Origin of the sequence: Caldisphaera sp., assembly GCF_046536515.1 — an archaeon.
In the GTDB taxonomy this organism is placed as follows: Archaea; Thermoproteota; Thermoprotei_A; order Sulfolobales; family Acidilobaceae; genus Caldisphaera.
Window position 1 is genome coordinate 1 of sequence record NZ_JAWDMQ010000033.1, and the last position, 15,178, is coordinate 15,178.

12 protein-coding genes, 1 tRNA gene and 1 pseudogene are annotated in these 15,178 nt (G+C 32.6%); 5 read left to right on the forward strand and 9 right to left on the reverse strand.

All coding sequences use genetic code 11. From position 1 onward, the window contains the following. Positions 1-174: 174 nt before the first annotated feature. The 5 genes and pseudogenes from RXO53_RS05625 to RXO53_RS05645 form a co-directional block, all read right to left on the reverse strand. On the reverse strand, positions 175-1,233 hold the full coding sequence (locus RXO53_RS05625) for a site-2 protease family protein (protein ID WP_410713272.1): 1,059 nt from the start codon (positions 1,231-1,233) through the stop codon (positions 175-177). Positions 1,234-1,273: 40 nt separating this feature from the next. Continuing rightward, positions 1,274-1,507, reverse strand: a pseudogene (locus tag RXO53_RS05630) (RNA-guided endonuclease TnpB family protein); the annotation flags it as partial. A gap of 568 nt (positions 1,508-2,075) precedes the next feature. Continuing rightward, positions 2,076-2,912, reverse strand: a complete 837-nt coding sequence (dph5, locus tag RXO53_RS05635) for a diphthine synthase (RefSeq protein ID WP_410713273.1) — start codon at positions 2,910-2,912, stop codon at positions 2,076-2,078. A 21-nt stretch (positions 2,913-2,933) separates the two neighbouring features. Continuing rightward, entirely contained in the window at positions 2,934-3,410 is a 477-nt protein-coding gene (locus RXO53_RS05640) for a PadR family transcriptional regulator (RefSeq protein ID WP_410713274.1), read from the reverse strand. 191 nt (positions 3,411-3,601) lie between these two features. Next, a complete protein-coding gene (locus tag RXO53_RS05645; RefSeq protein WP_410713275.1) occupies positions 3,602-5,653 on the reverse strand; it encodes a V-type ATP synthase subunit I in 2,052 nt (683 codons plus the stop codon). A 236-nt stretch (positions 5,654-5,889) separates the two neighbouring features. Between RXO53_RS05645 and RXO53_RS05650 the strand changes: the two genes are divergently transcribed. From RXO53_RS05650 to RXO53_RS05665, 4 genes are read left to right on the forward strand one after another with little or no spacing between them, the layout of a single operon-like run. Continuing rightward, a complete protein-coding gene (locus RXO53_RS05650; protein ID WP_410713283.1) occupies positions 5,890-6,186 on the forward strand; it encodes a V-type ATP synthase subunit F in 297 nt (98 codons plus the stop codon). Between the two features lie 7 nt (positions 6,187-6,193). Further along, the gene (locus RXO53_RS05655) at positions 6,194-6,796 is read left to right on the forward strand and encodes a V-type ATP synthase subunit E (RefSeq protein WP_410713276.1); all 603 of its coding nucleotides are present in this window, start codon (positions 6,194-6,196) and stop codon (positions 6,794-6,796) included. 2 nt (positions 6,797-6,798) lie between these two features. Further along, positions 6,799-8,607 carry a V-type ATP synthase subunit A gene (locus RXO53_RS05660; protein ID WP_410713277.1) on the forward strand — a complete coding sequence of 603 codons (1,809 nt, stop codon included), beginning with the start codon at positions 6,799-6,801 and terminating at the stop codon, positions 8,605-8,607. Further along, positions 8,604-9,998, forward strand: coding sequence for an ATP synthase subunit B (locus RXO53_RS05665; RefSeq protein ID WP_410713278.1), 1,395 nt, complete (start codon positions 8,604-8,606; stop codon positions 9,996-9,998). Before RXO53_RS05660 ends, RXO53_RS05665 begins: the two co-directional genes overlap by 4 nt. A gap of 897 nt (positions 9,999-10,895) precedes the next feature. On the opposite strand, the gene RXO53_RS05670 is transcribed toward RXO53_RS05665, so the two are convergent. The 4 genes from RXO53_RS05670 to RXO53_RS05685 form a co-directional block, all read right to left on the reverse strand. Beyond that, positions 10,896-11,462, reverse strand: a complete 567-nt coding sequence (locus tag RXO53_RS05670) for a vWA domain-containing protein (RefSeq protein WP_410713279.1) — start codon at positions 11,460-11,462, stop codon at positions 10,896-10,898. A 105-nt stretch (positions 11,463-11,567) separates the two neighbouring features. Continuing rightward, positions 11,568-12,344 (reverse strand): PIN domain-containing protein, encoded by a 777-nt coding sequence (locus RXO53_RS05675; RefSeq protein ID WP_410713280.1) that lies wholly within the window; start codon positions 12,342-12,344, stop codon positions 11,568-11,570. 60 nt (positions 12,345-12,404) lie between these two features. Beyond that, complete coding sequence (locus RXO53_RS05680; protein ID WP_410713281.1) at positions 12,405-13,592, reverse strand: pyridoxal phosphate-dependent aminotransferase; 1,188 nt, start codon at positions 13,590-13,592, stop codon at positions 12,405-12,407. A gap of 70 nt (positions 13,593-13,662) precedes the next feature. Beyond that, positions 13,663-13,747, reverse strand: a tRNA-Leu gene (locus RXO53_RS05685). 206 nt (positions 13,748-13,953) lie between these two features. On the opposite strand from RXO53_RS05685, the gene RXO53_RS05690 reads away from it, so the two are divergent. Further along, positions 13,954-15,178, forward strand: a 1,225-nt coding sequence (locus RXO53_RS05690) for a transposase (protein ID WP_410713282.1), incomplete at its 3' end; no start/stop codon positions are given.

The following is a 15,178-nucleotide window of genomic DNA, read 5'->3' on the forward strand; positions in this document are numbered from 1 at the left end:
TTAAATGGAGCTTTAAACATATTAAAGAAAGCAACAGGTAAAGTCTTATCATCAATAAAGAAACCCCTATCTTTTATTGTAGAACATAACAGAGTAGCACCCATAAAAGGGGTGTAACCCTCTAGACCTCAGGAAACTCGCCCTTCAGGGCGGGAAGGAGGTCAGTCTTCATATTTATACTGGTAATGGCAGAGTTAATATTAGCAAAATGCTGTATAGTATAACAGATAAAAAACCAATTTTTGATAACTTATCATCACCCATGGCTGCTCCAGGATGTCTACCTCTAGACAATAAAAATAAGAATAAAGCAAACACGCCAAAAACTGTAAAAGTATCGTACCAAAATCCTGCTATTATTAAACCTAAAATGAAAATTTCAGAGACTATTTTATGTCCTTTTTCTCCGAGAGCAGCTCTCAAAACATGCCCTCCATCTAATTGAGAAACTGGTATTAGATTTAGAAAAGTGACGAAAAATACTATATAAGAAGCAAACATCATGGCTGAAGGTTGTATTACGTATTCTTCTGGTATTTTTTCTACATATGTTAAAATACTTACAATTAATGGAACTAAACTTATCGTAGAACCGGATGGGGCAGCATACTGAGGAATTAATACTGAATACTTTAATCCTAAAATAGCAAAAGGTATAACTGCTATAAATCCTACTAAAGGACCCATAATACCAGTTAAGGCTAATATATCATTTGTTGGGGGTAGCCATTCCATATTGATCACTGCGCCAAAAGTCCCAAGGAATCCAAGTTGAAGTGGGGGTGCAGGTAAAAGATATGGTGGGCTAGCTGGTACCTTATATCTTCTCATTGTGATCCAGTGACCTGTTTCATGCAAAAGAAGCGGTACAATTAAGGCAACTAAATAAGCTAAAGGAGACCAAGCAAATGATTTGTTATAATTATTAAAAACTAACCCCGAAACATATACACTAATTAATGTAATTATTGCTAATATTATAACCATTGGTACATTGGTTTTGCTTATCTTCTTAATTGCATATAAGTAAAAAATGTTGTTTTCTTTTTTTAGAGTAACAACATATCCAAAACTAAATGATTCTTTATATAACTTAATAAATGCTTTACTAATATGTTCTTCTTTAACTCCTGTAATTTCAAATTTAATCGAATTTTGGTCTTGAGCAGCTATTTTTCCATCAAAGTATTTTGTTATTAAGCTTTCTATTGTGTCATTTATTTCATTTTTCATTTCTATCCCTTAATTTAGAACTGAGTTAAAATTTATATTTTTAGATTAAATTATAATTACGAGTTAGTCTGACCTCCTCCCCGCCCTGAAGGACAAGGGTTCCTTCAGGGTAGATCATAGGTTTGTGATTTACCGCCTTCATCTTCATCACTTCATAGCTAGTGGGTTTTACCCACCCCGCTCCATTTCAGGTAAACCAATGGATGGGCCTTCAACCCATTACCCCTATCCCTCACCGGCTTCTCCTCTCAGATCCAAGGGACTCAGGGATATGTTTTCAAAGTATAGGGACATACATATATACTTTGGCCTTGATTTAGGACTTCCCTACACCAGCTCTGTTGGTTAGGGTAGAGGCATACCTCATATTTCAGTGATGCATACCCCTTTGGCAACTCTCTTAATTTTAAGTTTTTAAATTTAAAAAAACTTTTTTCATTCCCGCCCTAAAGGGCGAAGCTTTCAGTTGTAATTAATAATTAAAAAAATTAATTATTACGATTACAAATCTTATATGTTTTAATTATTGCTATATTATTTTTGTTATTTGATAAAGCGAACGACAAACCTTACTCCCCATAAGTGGATTAGAACTTTAAATTCTGAAAAGATTAAATAAGGTTTCCTTTTGGAGGGGCATAAATAACTATATTCTAGTCTTAAAAAATGTGGAAGGATTCTTCATATTAATGATGAGTCATAAACAGAATATCTGACCTTTGTCTAATGTTGAAAATGGAACAAGTTAGCTTTTACCAACTAGCTATTAAATAATGAAAATGAAGGTGTAAACTGTAAATATATGAACCGCTAGAGAAGCTCTTTAGGAATATCAGGTGTGATTACTTTATAGAAGTTTTTAACTGTAGCATGTATTTACAGAAATCTTCTTTTAAAGAATTCTTATGTTCCATTATGGAATTGTTGCTAATGTTTAAAACATATTTAAGAAAGTCCTCTTCTTCGTAATGCAAAGAAGCAGGGATTATTAAGCTATATGGTTCTTCTATTTTAACATCTTTTAGCATGTAAAGAGAATCTCCAACAAATATGTTTTTTTCTCCTATGTGAATAATAATTCCAAGCATTTTTTCAAGCTTTTCATATAATTTTAGTTCTTTGTTTAGCTCTAAGATTTTTTCAATTCCTTCATCGGGACTTAACGTTTTCCCTTCATCATCTATATCAAATAATAAGAGTGTATGAGCATTTATACAGAGATTTGAATATAAATTGTATATGAGGCTGTAAGGTTTTAAATTTCTCCATGGGCCAGGTATAGTTAGAGTTTTCCCGAACTTATAATATTGCAGGCCTGATAAGGATTTTACCATGCAAATACCAGATACCCCATTTACTATATCAACTTCTATTTTTTTCTTTTTTGCGTCAATTAGCAGAGAGGCATGCGTAGTTGCTATTAATGGGTCACCAAGTACTACTATGCTTACTTTCTTCTCCTTTGCAATATCAATAATTTCATATGAATTGTCCTCTAGCATGCTTCTTTCAGCTAATATAACTTTCTTCTCCTTTGCAATATCGTTAACAATAGATATTATTTTGTTGGAATTAGGCATAGTATATTTATCAATAATAACTATGTCCGATGATTTTATGTATTCAATAGCCTTCAGAGTAAGATATTCATAATTTACTCCTACCAAATAAAGAGGCAATAATTTAGCACCTTGATATTATTATTTTTTACAATATTTCTCCAATTGTGTATCTAGCTTTGTAATCCATTCCATTAAACTACTGCACACTTCATTAGCCTCGTTTTGAAATCCTTGCTTTCTCATACTTTCTATTCCTCCTAAAATTATATAGTTAATCATATATGTATAGATGGAGATTTTGTTAATTAGCTGGTCTTTTAATAATAGCCATCCATTGGTAGTTAAGCCATAAACTATCTTCTTTCCACCTCTTACGCCTTCTTGTTCATAAGATTTAATTTCTATTAAACCTTCATTTAACATAGAATCTAACAATGGATATAATGTACCTGCTGCTGGCTTCCATTTACCATTGGTAATTTCTTCAATCTTTTTCATAATTTCATATCCATGACTTGGCTTTTCAGCTAAGATTCTAAGAACTAGCCATAATAGGCTCTCTCTGAATGCTTTTGCGCCTTTTAGTTGTGTTTCTTCATCTTCTTGCATTTTCATAGAAGTCTCCCTATATAATATAGTAAGGAGGAGTTTATATTGGTTTCTATTATATCATCTCTTTGTCTATTATTTTTTTAGTTAAAAATTTTAAAAACCTCAGTTCTGGTATCTTTCCTCATCGATCAGTAATACCAGCCTTCTTCATCGGCAATTTAGTAATGCGCAGAGGATTTCAAAAACTTTTCTTTTTAGCTTCCTTGAAAGATTATATTTATATTAGGTAATTTTATTGGATTAAATGGAATTCCGTTACCAGTGAAGAATTTATTAAACCACTCGTAAAAGTGGAGCCTTAAGTCATGGGCAAATGCGACTATACCTTCCAGTCCTGCTGTAAGTAAATTGCCTAATATGTATACTACAATTGCTGCTGCAAACATTGCTGGATTCTTTAGGCCTATAGGATCTATTACCATGTATAATATAGTAAATCCAACCATCAATCCTGAATGTGCAAGGCTTAAACCCATTATCCTCAGAAAGCTTATACTATTTCCTAAAACAAGTAGCATAGATTCGAATAAGCCAATGAATGATTCTATTGGGTTTAATCTGAATCCTTCACCAATCAATGCTCTATAAATCCCTTTTCCTAAAAGTATCCATATAAGTGAAATAATAGATCCATAGAAAACAAAAGACTCCATTGGCCCTCCTCTACCTAACCCAAATAGCGCTTGTTTTATTGTTGAGCCTGCTTCTGTAGCATTAAAGTATAGTAAGAAGGGTAGGCCCGCTGATAAAAATAATAAAAATAAAGGCATTTTTTCTCCGAACATATCTTCATAATCTCTCTTTAAATAACTGTTTGCTATTCCTAATAATGTACCAAATATTAGCATAAATGCACCTATCCAGAATGATACATCCATAGATAAGTAAAACAGCTTTTGCATTAATTGCTGAGATCCTCCTGATATTGATATATCGACTGGTGACTCTAATGGAGCTGATTGAAAGCCAAGACTCTTCCAAAATTCTCCCATATGTAAGGCTTCTGCTGGTAGGGGGCCAAATAATTCATTAGCCAAAAAACCTGTTACGATACTGACTGCACCTAATATAATTATTACTTTACCAATATCTCTATTTCTTGGTAATAGGAAAAATAAGGCAAATAGCAATACGAGAAGTCCATGACCTATATCAGGGAACATCAAGCCGAATATTATTGGCATTGTTATAGCCATGAATATAGTAGGTATTATCTCATTAGAGTTTGGAGTTCCATACATTTTTAATATTGACTCAAATGGCTTAAATATCTTAGGTATTTCCATTTTTGTAGGTACTTCTCTTTGACCTCTCTTTATTCCTAGGCTGTAAATTAAATATTTGTCATTCGTTACATTTTTTATTATGTTTCTTAATTTTTTTGAATCTTTAAGATCTACAAATCCATGGATGAAAGAGGTTGTATCAGAGGATGCGGTATTGTTAAGTATTTTAAATACTTCATTAATAACAATAATTTTTGTATAATAATCCTTTAAATCTTCATATTTTTCTTGTAATTTTTTTATTATTTTTTCAATTTCATTATTAATTTTGTTAATTTCATTATCAATTTCTTTATAAGCTTTTGATGGATTTCCAGAAAATTCGCTTGGAATAGATATTGCAGTAAACCCAAGCTTAACCAAATTACTATAGACTTTCTTCACATTTTCACTGTTTCCAGCTATTGCTACAACAAAGCTGTCTTCTTGAGATTTTTCGTATGCCATTATAATATTGTCAGATACTTTTTTAGCATATTCTATCATCTCTGCAGGTATTATACCTATTGTGAACGATATCATTTTTGATTCATGAGCCTTCCTAATATCTGTATCTAAGTATGAAATATATCCTATTAGTTTATTTAACTCAATCAATTCATTTAATTTGTTTCTCATTTCGTTCAGGTTTGCAATGTTTTTTTCAAATAGTACTTCCAGGTCTTTATTTAACTCAATCAATTCATTTAAAAAGTCAACCCAGTTAGATATTTTTAAGTTAATGCCAGATATAGTTTCAGGATTTTTGTTTATTGCCTTAAAGAATCCTTCGAGCATAGCCTTTTTTTCAGACGAAATTGCTGATGCTGATCTATAGATTCTCATAGAATATTTACTTAATTCTTTAGTAGGAGGTTCTATATGAAAAATTCCAGCTGTAGCTAAACTTGCAACTACTTTATCATATTGTGTATTTGGTACTGCGATTATTATTTCTTCAACCCTATTGGCAACCAGCAATTTAGACCCCTTTACAATAATAAAAAGGAATACAGGGTATTTTAAAACTTAAAGGTTTTTTATTATAAACAAATCCAATTTATAAATATCTAATATGAAATTAATTGTTTTTAAAGTTGAGGAAAACTAAAATTTGAACAGCTCGAAAATAATGTAGTTTTCATATTAATCGTTTCTTCTGTTTAAGTTTAAAAGCTAATTTTTGAACAAATATAGTGTAAGTGATTAAATTGAGTATGGAAGGAAAAATGTTCGTTATAGGAGATAGAGAAAGCGCTAATTTGTTCAAGTTAGCAGGTATACCTATAATAAATGCATATAATCAAAAAGAGGCAGAAGACGCTTTAAAGAAAGCAAAAGAAAAGGGAGCATCGCTTGTAGTTGTTTTAAAGCACGTAGTAAATGATGAAAATTCTCTTAGAATTTTAGCCAATTCATTAAATCTTACCCTATTGGTTTTACCAACAAAATGGTCAAAAGCTGAGCCCATAAATATTGATAAGCTGTTAGCTAAAGCATTAGGTATGGGGTAGGTAAAATATGGCTTTAACAGGCAATCCAAAAAAGGTCGCGGAAGAGATAACAGAAAAAAACTACTCGGAAACAAAGAAATTATTAGACGATGCATATTCGGCTTCTTTAAAGTTATTAAGCGAATCCTATCAAACTGCATTAAATGAATTTAAAAACAAATTAAATGAAAAGTCTCAAGAGTTTATAGAATCATTAAAAAGCGTAGAAGCAGGCCTCCAATTAGATGTAAGAAAGAAGGTTTCTGAAAAGAAAAATGCCTATATTGATGATGTTTTTAATCAGGCTATAAAGATGGTTAAAAATGGAAAAAAAGAGGAATGGTATATAAACTTTATGAAAAAAATTATATCTATTGTAGCGTCTGAAGCTGAAAATTATAATGGTTTGACAATATATTGCTCAGAAGAAGATAAGTATCTCGTTCAAAAAATAGTTTCTCAATATAAAAATATAGAAATTTCAAATGAAAGCGCTAAAATAATTGGAGGCATAATTGCAACAAATAAGGAAGGAACGATTAAATTGGACTTTAGTATTGATCAAATTATTAAAGAAAACGAAGTTTTTCTTAAAGGAATAGCATCTGAGAAATTATTTGGAGGGGAGTAAAAATGGTTGTTAAGGGTAGAATTAGTAGGATTACTGGTCCACTTGTAGTAGCTGAAAATATGACTGGAATACAAATGTATGAAATGGTTAAGGTAGGAGACGAAAGACTTATAGGAGAAGTAACAAGGATTAGAGGAGACGAAGCTTATATACAGGTTTATGAATCTACTACCGGCTTGAAGCCAGGAGAGATTGTAGAAGGCACAGGGTCTCCTCTTAGCGTTGAGTTAGGACCTGGTCTATTAGGTAACATATATGATGGCGTTCAAAGGCCATTACCGTTTATTGCAGAATTGTTAACAAAGACTTCTCCTAAGAGAAGTATTTTTGTAGAGAGAGGAATTGATGTAAGTTCTTTGCCGAGAGATAAAAAATGGCACTTTACTCCGGGAGAAATAAAAGTAGGAGATAAAGTCTCAGGGGGAGATCTCTTAGGATTAGTACAGGAAACCGAGTTAATATTGCATAAAGTTATGGTTCCTCCAAATGATTTTGGAGAAATAACATGGATCGCTCCAGAGGGAGACTATACTATAGTAGATCCAATAGCAGAATTAAAAAGTGATGGTAAGGTTAAAGAAATATATTTGTCCCAACGTTGGCCTGTGAGGTTCCCAAGACCTTATAATTTAAAATTGGACCCCTCAGAGCCTTTAATAACAGGGTTAAGGATTATAGATACATTATTCCCTATGGCCAAAGGAGGCACAGGTATGATACCTGGGGGGTTTGGTACAGGCAAAACTGTTACTATGCATGGATTGGCTCAATGGTCTTCTGCTAACGTAGTTTTATATATTGGTTGCGGAGAAAGAGGTAACGAAATGACAGAAGTTTTGGAAAGATTCCCGACATATAAAGATCCATGGACTGGGAAGCCATTAATGGAAAGGACTGTGTTGATAGCAAATACAAGTAATATGCCGGTAGCAGCTAGAGAAGCTAGCATATATGTAGGAATAACCATAGCAGAGTTTTATAGAGATATGGGTTATGACGTTCTTTTGGTTGCTGATTCAACAAGTAGATGGGCAGAAGCGTTGAGAGAAATAGCAGGTAGATTAGAAGAGATGCCAGCAGAAGAAGGTTATCCAAGCTATTTAGCATCTAGGCTTGCAGAGTTTTATGAAAGGGCTGGAAGAGTAAAAACTATTGGTTCTCCCAATAGGACAGGAAGCGTAACAGTAGTTGGTGCTGTAAGCCCTCCAGGAGGAGACTTTACAGAGCCTGTAACAACACATACAAGAAGATTCACTAGAGTATTTTGGGCACTTGACACAGCCCTAGCTTATAGCAGGCATTATCCAGCAATAAATTGGATCTTAAGTTATAGTGCATATGCAGACACTGTTTCAGAATGGTGGGCCAAAAATGTTGATCCAAAATGGAAAGATTATAGAGATGAGATTATGGATATCTTACTCAGAGAAAATGAGCTTCAAGAAATAGTAAGGCTAGTTGGTACAGAAAGCTTAGATGAAAGCGATAAATTAGTATTGGATGTAGCAAGAATGATAAGAGATGGATTTTTAAAACAGAACGCCTTTGATCCCATAGATACTTTTGCGTCCCCCAAGAAACAGTTTGAATTAATGAAACTGATCATAGATTATTATAGGAAAGCAAGTGATCTTGTTCATAGCGGAATTCAAGCATCTAAAGCCAAGGAGGCTTTGGGTAGGCTTTATGTTGATATAGTTAAGGCTAGGTTTAGCATACCAAACGATAAAATAGAGATGATAGAAGATTTAAGGAAACGTACCTTAGATTCTCTTGAAGGATTAAAGTCAAAAGAGGTGAAATCTGCATGAGTTCTTTATATGGTATAAGGGAATATTCAAAAATAGTTGAAATAAAGGGTCCATTGATCGTTGTAGAAGGGGTTAGTAAAGCATCTTATGATGAAATAGTAGAAATAGAGCTTTCAGATGGAAGGAGAAGAAGGGGTAGGGTTTTAGATGTATCTAAAAACATTGCAATAGTTCAAGTTTTTGAAGGTACAACTGGTATAACAACAACAGGGACTAGGGTAAGATTCTTAGGAAGACCATTAGAGCTTCCTGTATCAGAAGATATGTTAGGTAGGATTTTTAATGGACTTGGAGAACCCATAGATAATGGACCTGAAATAGTTGCTGAGGAAAAATACGATATAAATGGTTCTCCTATAAATCCTGCTGTTAGAGCTTATCCTGAAGACTTTATACAAACTGGTGTTAGTGCAATAGATGGAATGAATACATTAGTTAGAGGTCAAAAATTACCTATATTTAGTGGAAGCGGTTTGCCTCATAACATTTTAGCAGCACAGATTGCTAGGCAGGCAACAGTAAAAGGTGAAGGAGAAGAGTTTGGCGTAGTTTTTGCCGCGATAGGGATTAAGTATGACGATTACCTATTTTTTAGGAAATTCTTTGAAGAAACAGGAGCATTAAATAGAGTTGCCATGTTTGTAAACTTAGCCGATGAGCCTGCTATGATAAGGCTTGTAACTCCAAGAGTTGCTTTAACATTAGCAGAATATTTAGCATACGAAAAAGACCTTCACATATTGGTTATATTAACAGATATGACTAACTATGCTGAGGCTTTAAGAGAGATAAGTTCGTCAAGAGAGGAAGTTCCAGGAAGGCAAGGATATCCAGGCTACATGTATAGCGATTTAGCAAGTATCTATGAAAGAGCTGGAAGAGTTCATGGGAAAAAGGGTAGCATAACCCAGATACCAATATTAACAATGCCAAATGATGATATAACTCATCCAATACCAGACTTAACTGGTTATATAACAGAAGGCCAGATAGTTCTGAGCAGGGATTTATATAATAAAGGTATTTATCCGCCAATTAATGTATTGATGAGCCTCTCAAGGTTAATGAAGGAAGGAATAGGACCTGGAAAGACAAGGGACGACCATGCTCAGGTAAGCGATCAGCTATACGCATCATATAGCAGAGGGGTAGACCTTAGAAGTTTGGCAGCAGTTGTTGGCGAAGAAAGCTTAAGTGATACAGATAGAAAATTCCTTAAGTTTGCAGATTTGTTTGAGAAGAAATTTTTATCCCAAGGTATTAGGGAAAATAGAAGTATAGAGAATACTTTAGATTTGGCTTGGAATATATTATCTGAAATACCAGAAGAGGAACTTACTAATATAAAAGAGGAAATGATTAAGAAATATCATCCAAAATATAAGAAATAATTAATCAGATACCAACTTAATCCTTTTTTCTCTAAATATAACTTTTAATAAAATCATTGGATTTTTTGCTATCTAACTATAGTTCTTATTTTGCTTCTTCTTGTTGTTTCGAGGGCAACATGATTTAAACTTTGCTTTTTTGAAATAATTAACAGCTGCTAAGGGGGTATGTATTACTGAAATATGAGATATACCTTAGCCTAATGGTATTGCTGATGAGAACATAAACTTCTGGTTAACTATTAAAAGATGATTAATGGGAGCTGACTTTACTGTTTTAATACTAGGGGTATAATAGAGTAGCACCCATAAGAGGTATAACATTCCAGACCTTAGGGAATTCTTTAGGGCAGGAATGAGGTCAGTATCCCTAATTTATAGCCTTTATTAAGAATTTTTCTATATATTCTTTGATCTTTATTATATTATTTATCTTTCTGCACTTGAGATTCCATCCTTACGGATGAGAAGTTAAGCATAAATATATTTCAAACATAAAATGTTTTGTTATGTTCCCTTAAGCAAAATAAATACAGCTATAAACATAGCCCAAGCCTTAACGAGAGGTATGGATCATAGTATGTAAACAACTTGAATGAATCTTTTTCGTGAAGGGACTGGAAACTCCAAAGCTCTGTTAATAAGAGCGGAGTTGTTTACGATCCTGGTCGAAATAATAAACTTCCGCTTATTTTTATCTTTTTTAACTCTCTCTTATATAAAATTTTTAATAAATTGTGTCTCAGAGCCTAGATTAGTTCATAGATCACTGCTTTTAACCTTCATCATCGACATATTTTATAGCATATAAAGAAGTTAAAAACCTTATAAAAATAATATTAATTTATAAAGTCAAGGTTTGCTAATTACTCTATTTTAATGAAAAACAATATTCTATCAGCCAGGATAAATTTCACCTAATTTAGCTGCATTGGATAATACTTCATCTGTATTTTCTGAATGAAGCCAAACTCCTTTGGTAATTTTAACTGCTTTATCTATATATTCTCTAACCTTTTTGGGTATTTGACCCAGAGTAAGCATATCCAATTCTATTTCTGCCATTGAAAGCAAAGAAGCTGAAATATCAAGGCTTACGCCTTCATTAAACCCAGCATCTGTTATTAGTATGATTCTTTTATGATATCCAGGATTTACTGCCTTTAATATTAAATATGCATCTTTTATTATCTCACTAGGTGCAGTTACTTTTCCCATAATTCCTATTTTTGATATAGCTTGCTCTATTAATTCTAGTCTGTCAGTTAAATCTGTTAGGGGGAAAGAGTATTTATAAAATATAGCTAAAGAAATTAATGTTGGGATATTTCTACTAATTAAACTTCTTGCTATAATTGAGGCCGCTCTTTTGGCATTTTCAATCCTATTTGGCTTATAATCTTTTCTATTCATACTTATACTTGTGTCAATACCTATTATTACAGCCTCTCCAATAAACTTCAATTTATACTCATCCCAAAATAATGTCTTAATATAACTTTGTAAGTAATAGGCATTTTACCGCCTATTATTTATATTAATTTAAAATAATTTAAGCTTTTCCCACTATTATAAAAAAAGCTCTGGGGGGATCATTAAAGGTATAGTTCCCATTTTTGCTACTATTTCATTAAATTGTCTATCATCTATTATATTAGCTTTTTTTGCGTATAGAAAAAGGGAAAGTGTTGGTACACTCATTATTCCTTTGCTTTTGGCAGTTTGTCTTGTTCTAATATCGTCAGATACAAATATAGCATTTTCTTTTTTTGATATGCTTATTGCCTCAGCTTCTTGTAAAGTAATACCGTTCTTTCTGGCAAATTCGACTAATGGGTTTTTCGTTTGTACTACTTCATAGTTACTAAGATAAACTAGTGACCCTCTAATTTTTGAATATCTCATTATTAATGATCTAATTGAGTTATTTGTTTCCTTTCCTATAAGAAGCCTTTTATTAAGCTTTTTAACAATATCTATTTTATCTAATTCTAATATTGAATATGTAGATGACAGATCAAAAACTAACGAATCTTTCTTATAAAATTCTTCTATATTTTCATTAATTTCATTAGAATTAATAACTCCTATTTCTGGAGGAGTGTTTTTCTTTAGAAAGTACCATATGATTTCTTCAATGCCCAATCCACTTATTTCTGTTGCGAGTTGAAAGCTGATTTTACCCTCTTTGTATGCCCTAAAAGCTATTTCTTTCATGTCAAAGCTATCAATAAACCTTCTAATAGCTTCTCTAACAGCTTCTGTTTTATTTGCATATATACCTGCTTTAACTAGTGCATCTAATGCGTTTTCGCTATACCCGCTTATTTCTATGTTTGTAACCATTAAAATTACCCACTTCTCACATAATTTAATTATGATTACCCTTTATTAATTTTTATAGATTTAAAATAAATTATTTTGCAATGCGGATTGAATTAGACTTATTCCTTTCTCAATTCTGTTTGGTGTTTCAGCTACAAATGATAATCTTAAAGAAGAGAGGTATTTTTCACTAAAATAGCTTCCAGGTACGGATGCTACTTGGTATTTTTCTAGTAGTTGAGTTGAAAATTCTTCACCATTAACTTTGTATTCTTCTAAATTTATAAATAAGAACATAGAACCCTTTGGTATAGTGAACTTAGCTTTTGGTATTTTTTCTCTAACGACTTTTATCATTATATCTCTTCTTTTCTTATATTCATTTACAACATATTTGATATATTTTAATCTTATGTCTGATTTTAAATACCTTGCAACCATATGTTGTGCAAAAGACGGAGGGCAATAAACCATCTCTTCATTTACTAATTTTATTTTATCTATAATACTCTTTGGCCCATAAACATAACCAAGTCTCCAGCCAGGTATTGATGGGTCTTTTGAAAAGGTGTTTATAGATATCACATTTTCTGGCGCATATTTATATAAAAATTCATGTTCTCCTTCATATATTAAAGTTTTATAAGCCTCATCGTTAACAATCCACAGATCGTTATCAATAGCTATTTCCCCTAATGCTTTAGCTATTTTATGATCTATAATTCTACCTGTCGGATTGTCTGGAGAAACCATAACAATTGCCTTAGTTTTCTTTGTTATAACGTTTGATAGTTCATCTATGTTAGGTTGATAGTCATTTTCCCAGCTTACGTAATGCCTAATAATTTTGGCTCCATTGTAGTTAAGCAATGGTTTGTATCCAAAATAGGTAGGATCAAATAATATAACCTCGTCTCCAGGTTCAATTATTGTTGCAAGTGTAGAAAACATAGCTGCTTGCCCTCCAGCTGTAATAACTATATTTGATGGGTCTACATCTATTGAGCCTAATAACTTCAAATCATTAGATACAGCCTCTCTTAGCTCTAATATACCTTGGCTTGGAGTATATCCATATAAGTTCATTGATTCTTCCTTAAGCATTTCTCCCATGATTTCTCTAATTTCAATAGGCGGCGGAATACTTGGTTGGCCAGCTGAAAACACAATTATATCTTTGTTTTCTTTTTTAAGTCTTTCTCTTATTGAGTCTATCTTTCTTGTTGGAGATTCTTTTAAGAAATCCACTTTGTTATTTATATTACGCACATATACCACCTCAAAAATAAAAGTATAAAATCCCAATATAAATTTTTTGTAGTATTAAAAAATAAAATTATGCGGGGGGTGGGGTTTGAACCCACGCAGGCCTACGCCAACGGGCCCTCAACCCGTCCCCTTTGGCCAGGCTCGGGCACCCCCGCGCATTTATTTTATATGATTTTTTAGAATTTAAAGCTGATTTACAATATTCTGACCTCCTCCCGCTCTAAAGGACGAGGCTTTCTGTTGTAAAATATAATTAAATTTAACTATTAAAGCCTTGATAAAGCGAACAACAAACCCCTTCTAGGGGCGGGGTAAAGTTTTTTAAATCAAAAATACTATTTCTATTTGAGATGCTCTCCAGATGCCTTCGTCTGGTCAACCCTTAAAACATGAGGAGCGGGAGCCGATTTCTCCCGCAATACCAGATGAAGGCATCTACGAAGTTAATTATACAAATAAGAGAACAAATGTTGTTCGTCTTCTTCTTAATGGTTTTCAGAAAAGGAAGCTCAGAAGGCTATCTAATATATCAGCAAAGCTCTTCAATGAGTTGAACTATGAGAGGAGACAACAGTTCTTCCATGAAAAGAAAGTGGACTTCAATACAACGTGGAACAAATACTACAAAAAATATAAGGAAGAGCTAAAAGCTAATGCTCAAGCAATAATGCAGAAGAATAATGAAGCTTGTTCATCTTTCTTTTCTTTAATAAAGAAAAAAAGAAAACAACAAAATTATATTAAGCATATAAAACCACCAGGATATTGGATTGATAAAGATACTAAGAAGAGAAAGCTTTTACTTGTTATTAGACAAGATAGATATGTTATAAATGAACAAAACTGCAAGTTAATACTAAAGGACTTCAACCTAGAAATAGATTTTGCTGGTAGACTTAGATGGTATGGTAAACAAGGTAGATTGGAGATATACTATGATGAAACAAGAAATGCTTGGTATGCCTCAATACCTGTTGAAGTAGGTGTTGAGAAAACTAAAACGGGAAAGGAGAGCAAATATATTATTTATGGTGAAAGGAAAAATATTAGAGTTGAATTGCCTAAAGGAAATAAAGTGGCTTCAATTGACTTAGGCATAAATAATTTAGCAAGCGTAGTGTTAAACGATGGCACTTGGTTTCTTTACAAAGGTATTAGGACTAAGGAGGACTATTTTTATTTAGAGAATAAGATAGAGCAAGTACAATCCTTAGCAGATAAGACGAAAAACATTGGCGAATATGAAGCATATGATGAATTATTAAAAGAGAGGAAAAGGCTTTTTAAGAAATTAACCAAAAGGCTTCTTCACTTGTATAGAAACTTTGCGTCTCATCTAATGAAGAAGTTACATGAATTAGGTGTTTCAACCATTTATTTAGGTTACCCATTTAATATTGCACAAGATAAAGGCAACAAATTTACGGTAAACATGTGGTCTTACCGTAAATTAATTAATGCAATTGAACTTAAAGCACAAGAATATAGCATTAAAGTATATGAAGTTATAGAATATAATACGTCCAGATACTGTGCTTATCATAACTTAGAAGTTAAGAGAAATCCTAGAGGAGTCATTAATTGTC

What these genes read in the sequence shown, in the direction of transcription:
- RXO53_RS05625 (WP_410713272.1), bottom strand. Translation starts at nt 1,233, where the DNA reads ATGAAAAATGAAATAAATGACACAATAGAAAGCTTAATAACAAAATAC.
- RXO53_RS05640 (WP_410713274.1), bottom strand. Translation starts at nt 3,410, where the DNA reads ATGAAAATGCAAGAAGATGAAGAAACACAACTAAAAGGCGCAAAAGCA.
- RXO53_RS05650 (WP_410713283.1), top strand. Translation starts at nt 5,890, where the DNA reads ATGGAAGGAAAAATGTTCGTTATAGGAGATAGAGAAAGCGCTAATTTG.
- RXO53_RS05655 (WP_410713276.1), top strand. Translation starts at nt 6,194, where the DNA reads ATGGCTTTAACAGGCAATCCAAAAAAGGTCGCGGAAGAGATAACAGAA.
- RXO53_RS05660 (WP_410713277.1), top strand. Translation starts at nt 6,799, where the DNA reads ATGGTTGTTAAGGGTAGAATTAGTAGGATTACTGGTCCACTTGTAGTA.
- RXO53_RS05665 (WP_410713278.1), top strand. Translation starts at nt 8,604, where the DNA reads ATGAGTTCTTTATATGGTATAAGGGAATATTCAAAAATAGTTGAAATA.
- RXO53_RS05675 (WP_410713280.1), bottom strand. Translation starts at nt 12,344, where the DNA reads ATGGTTACAAACATAGAAATAAGCGGGTATAGCGAAAACGCATTAGAT.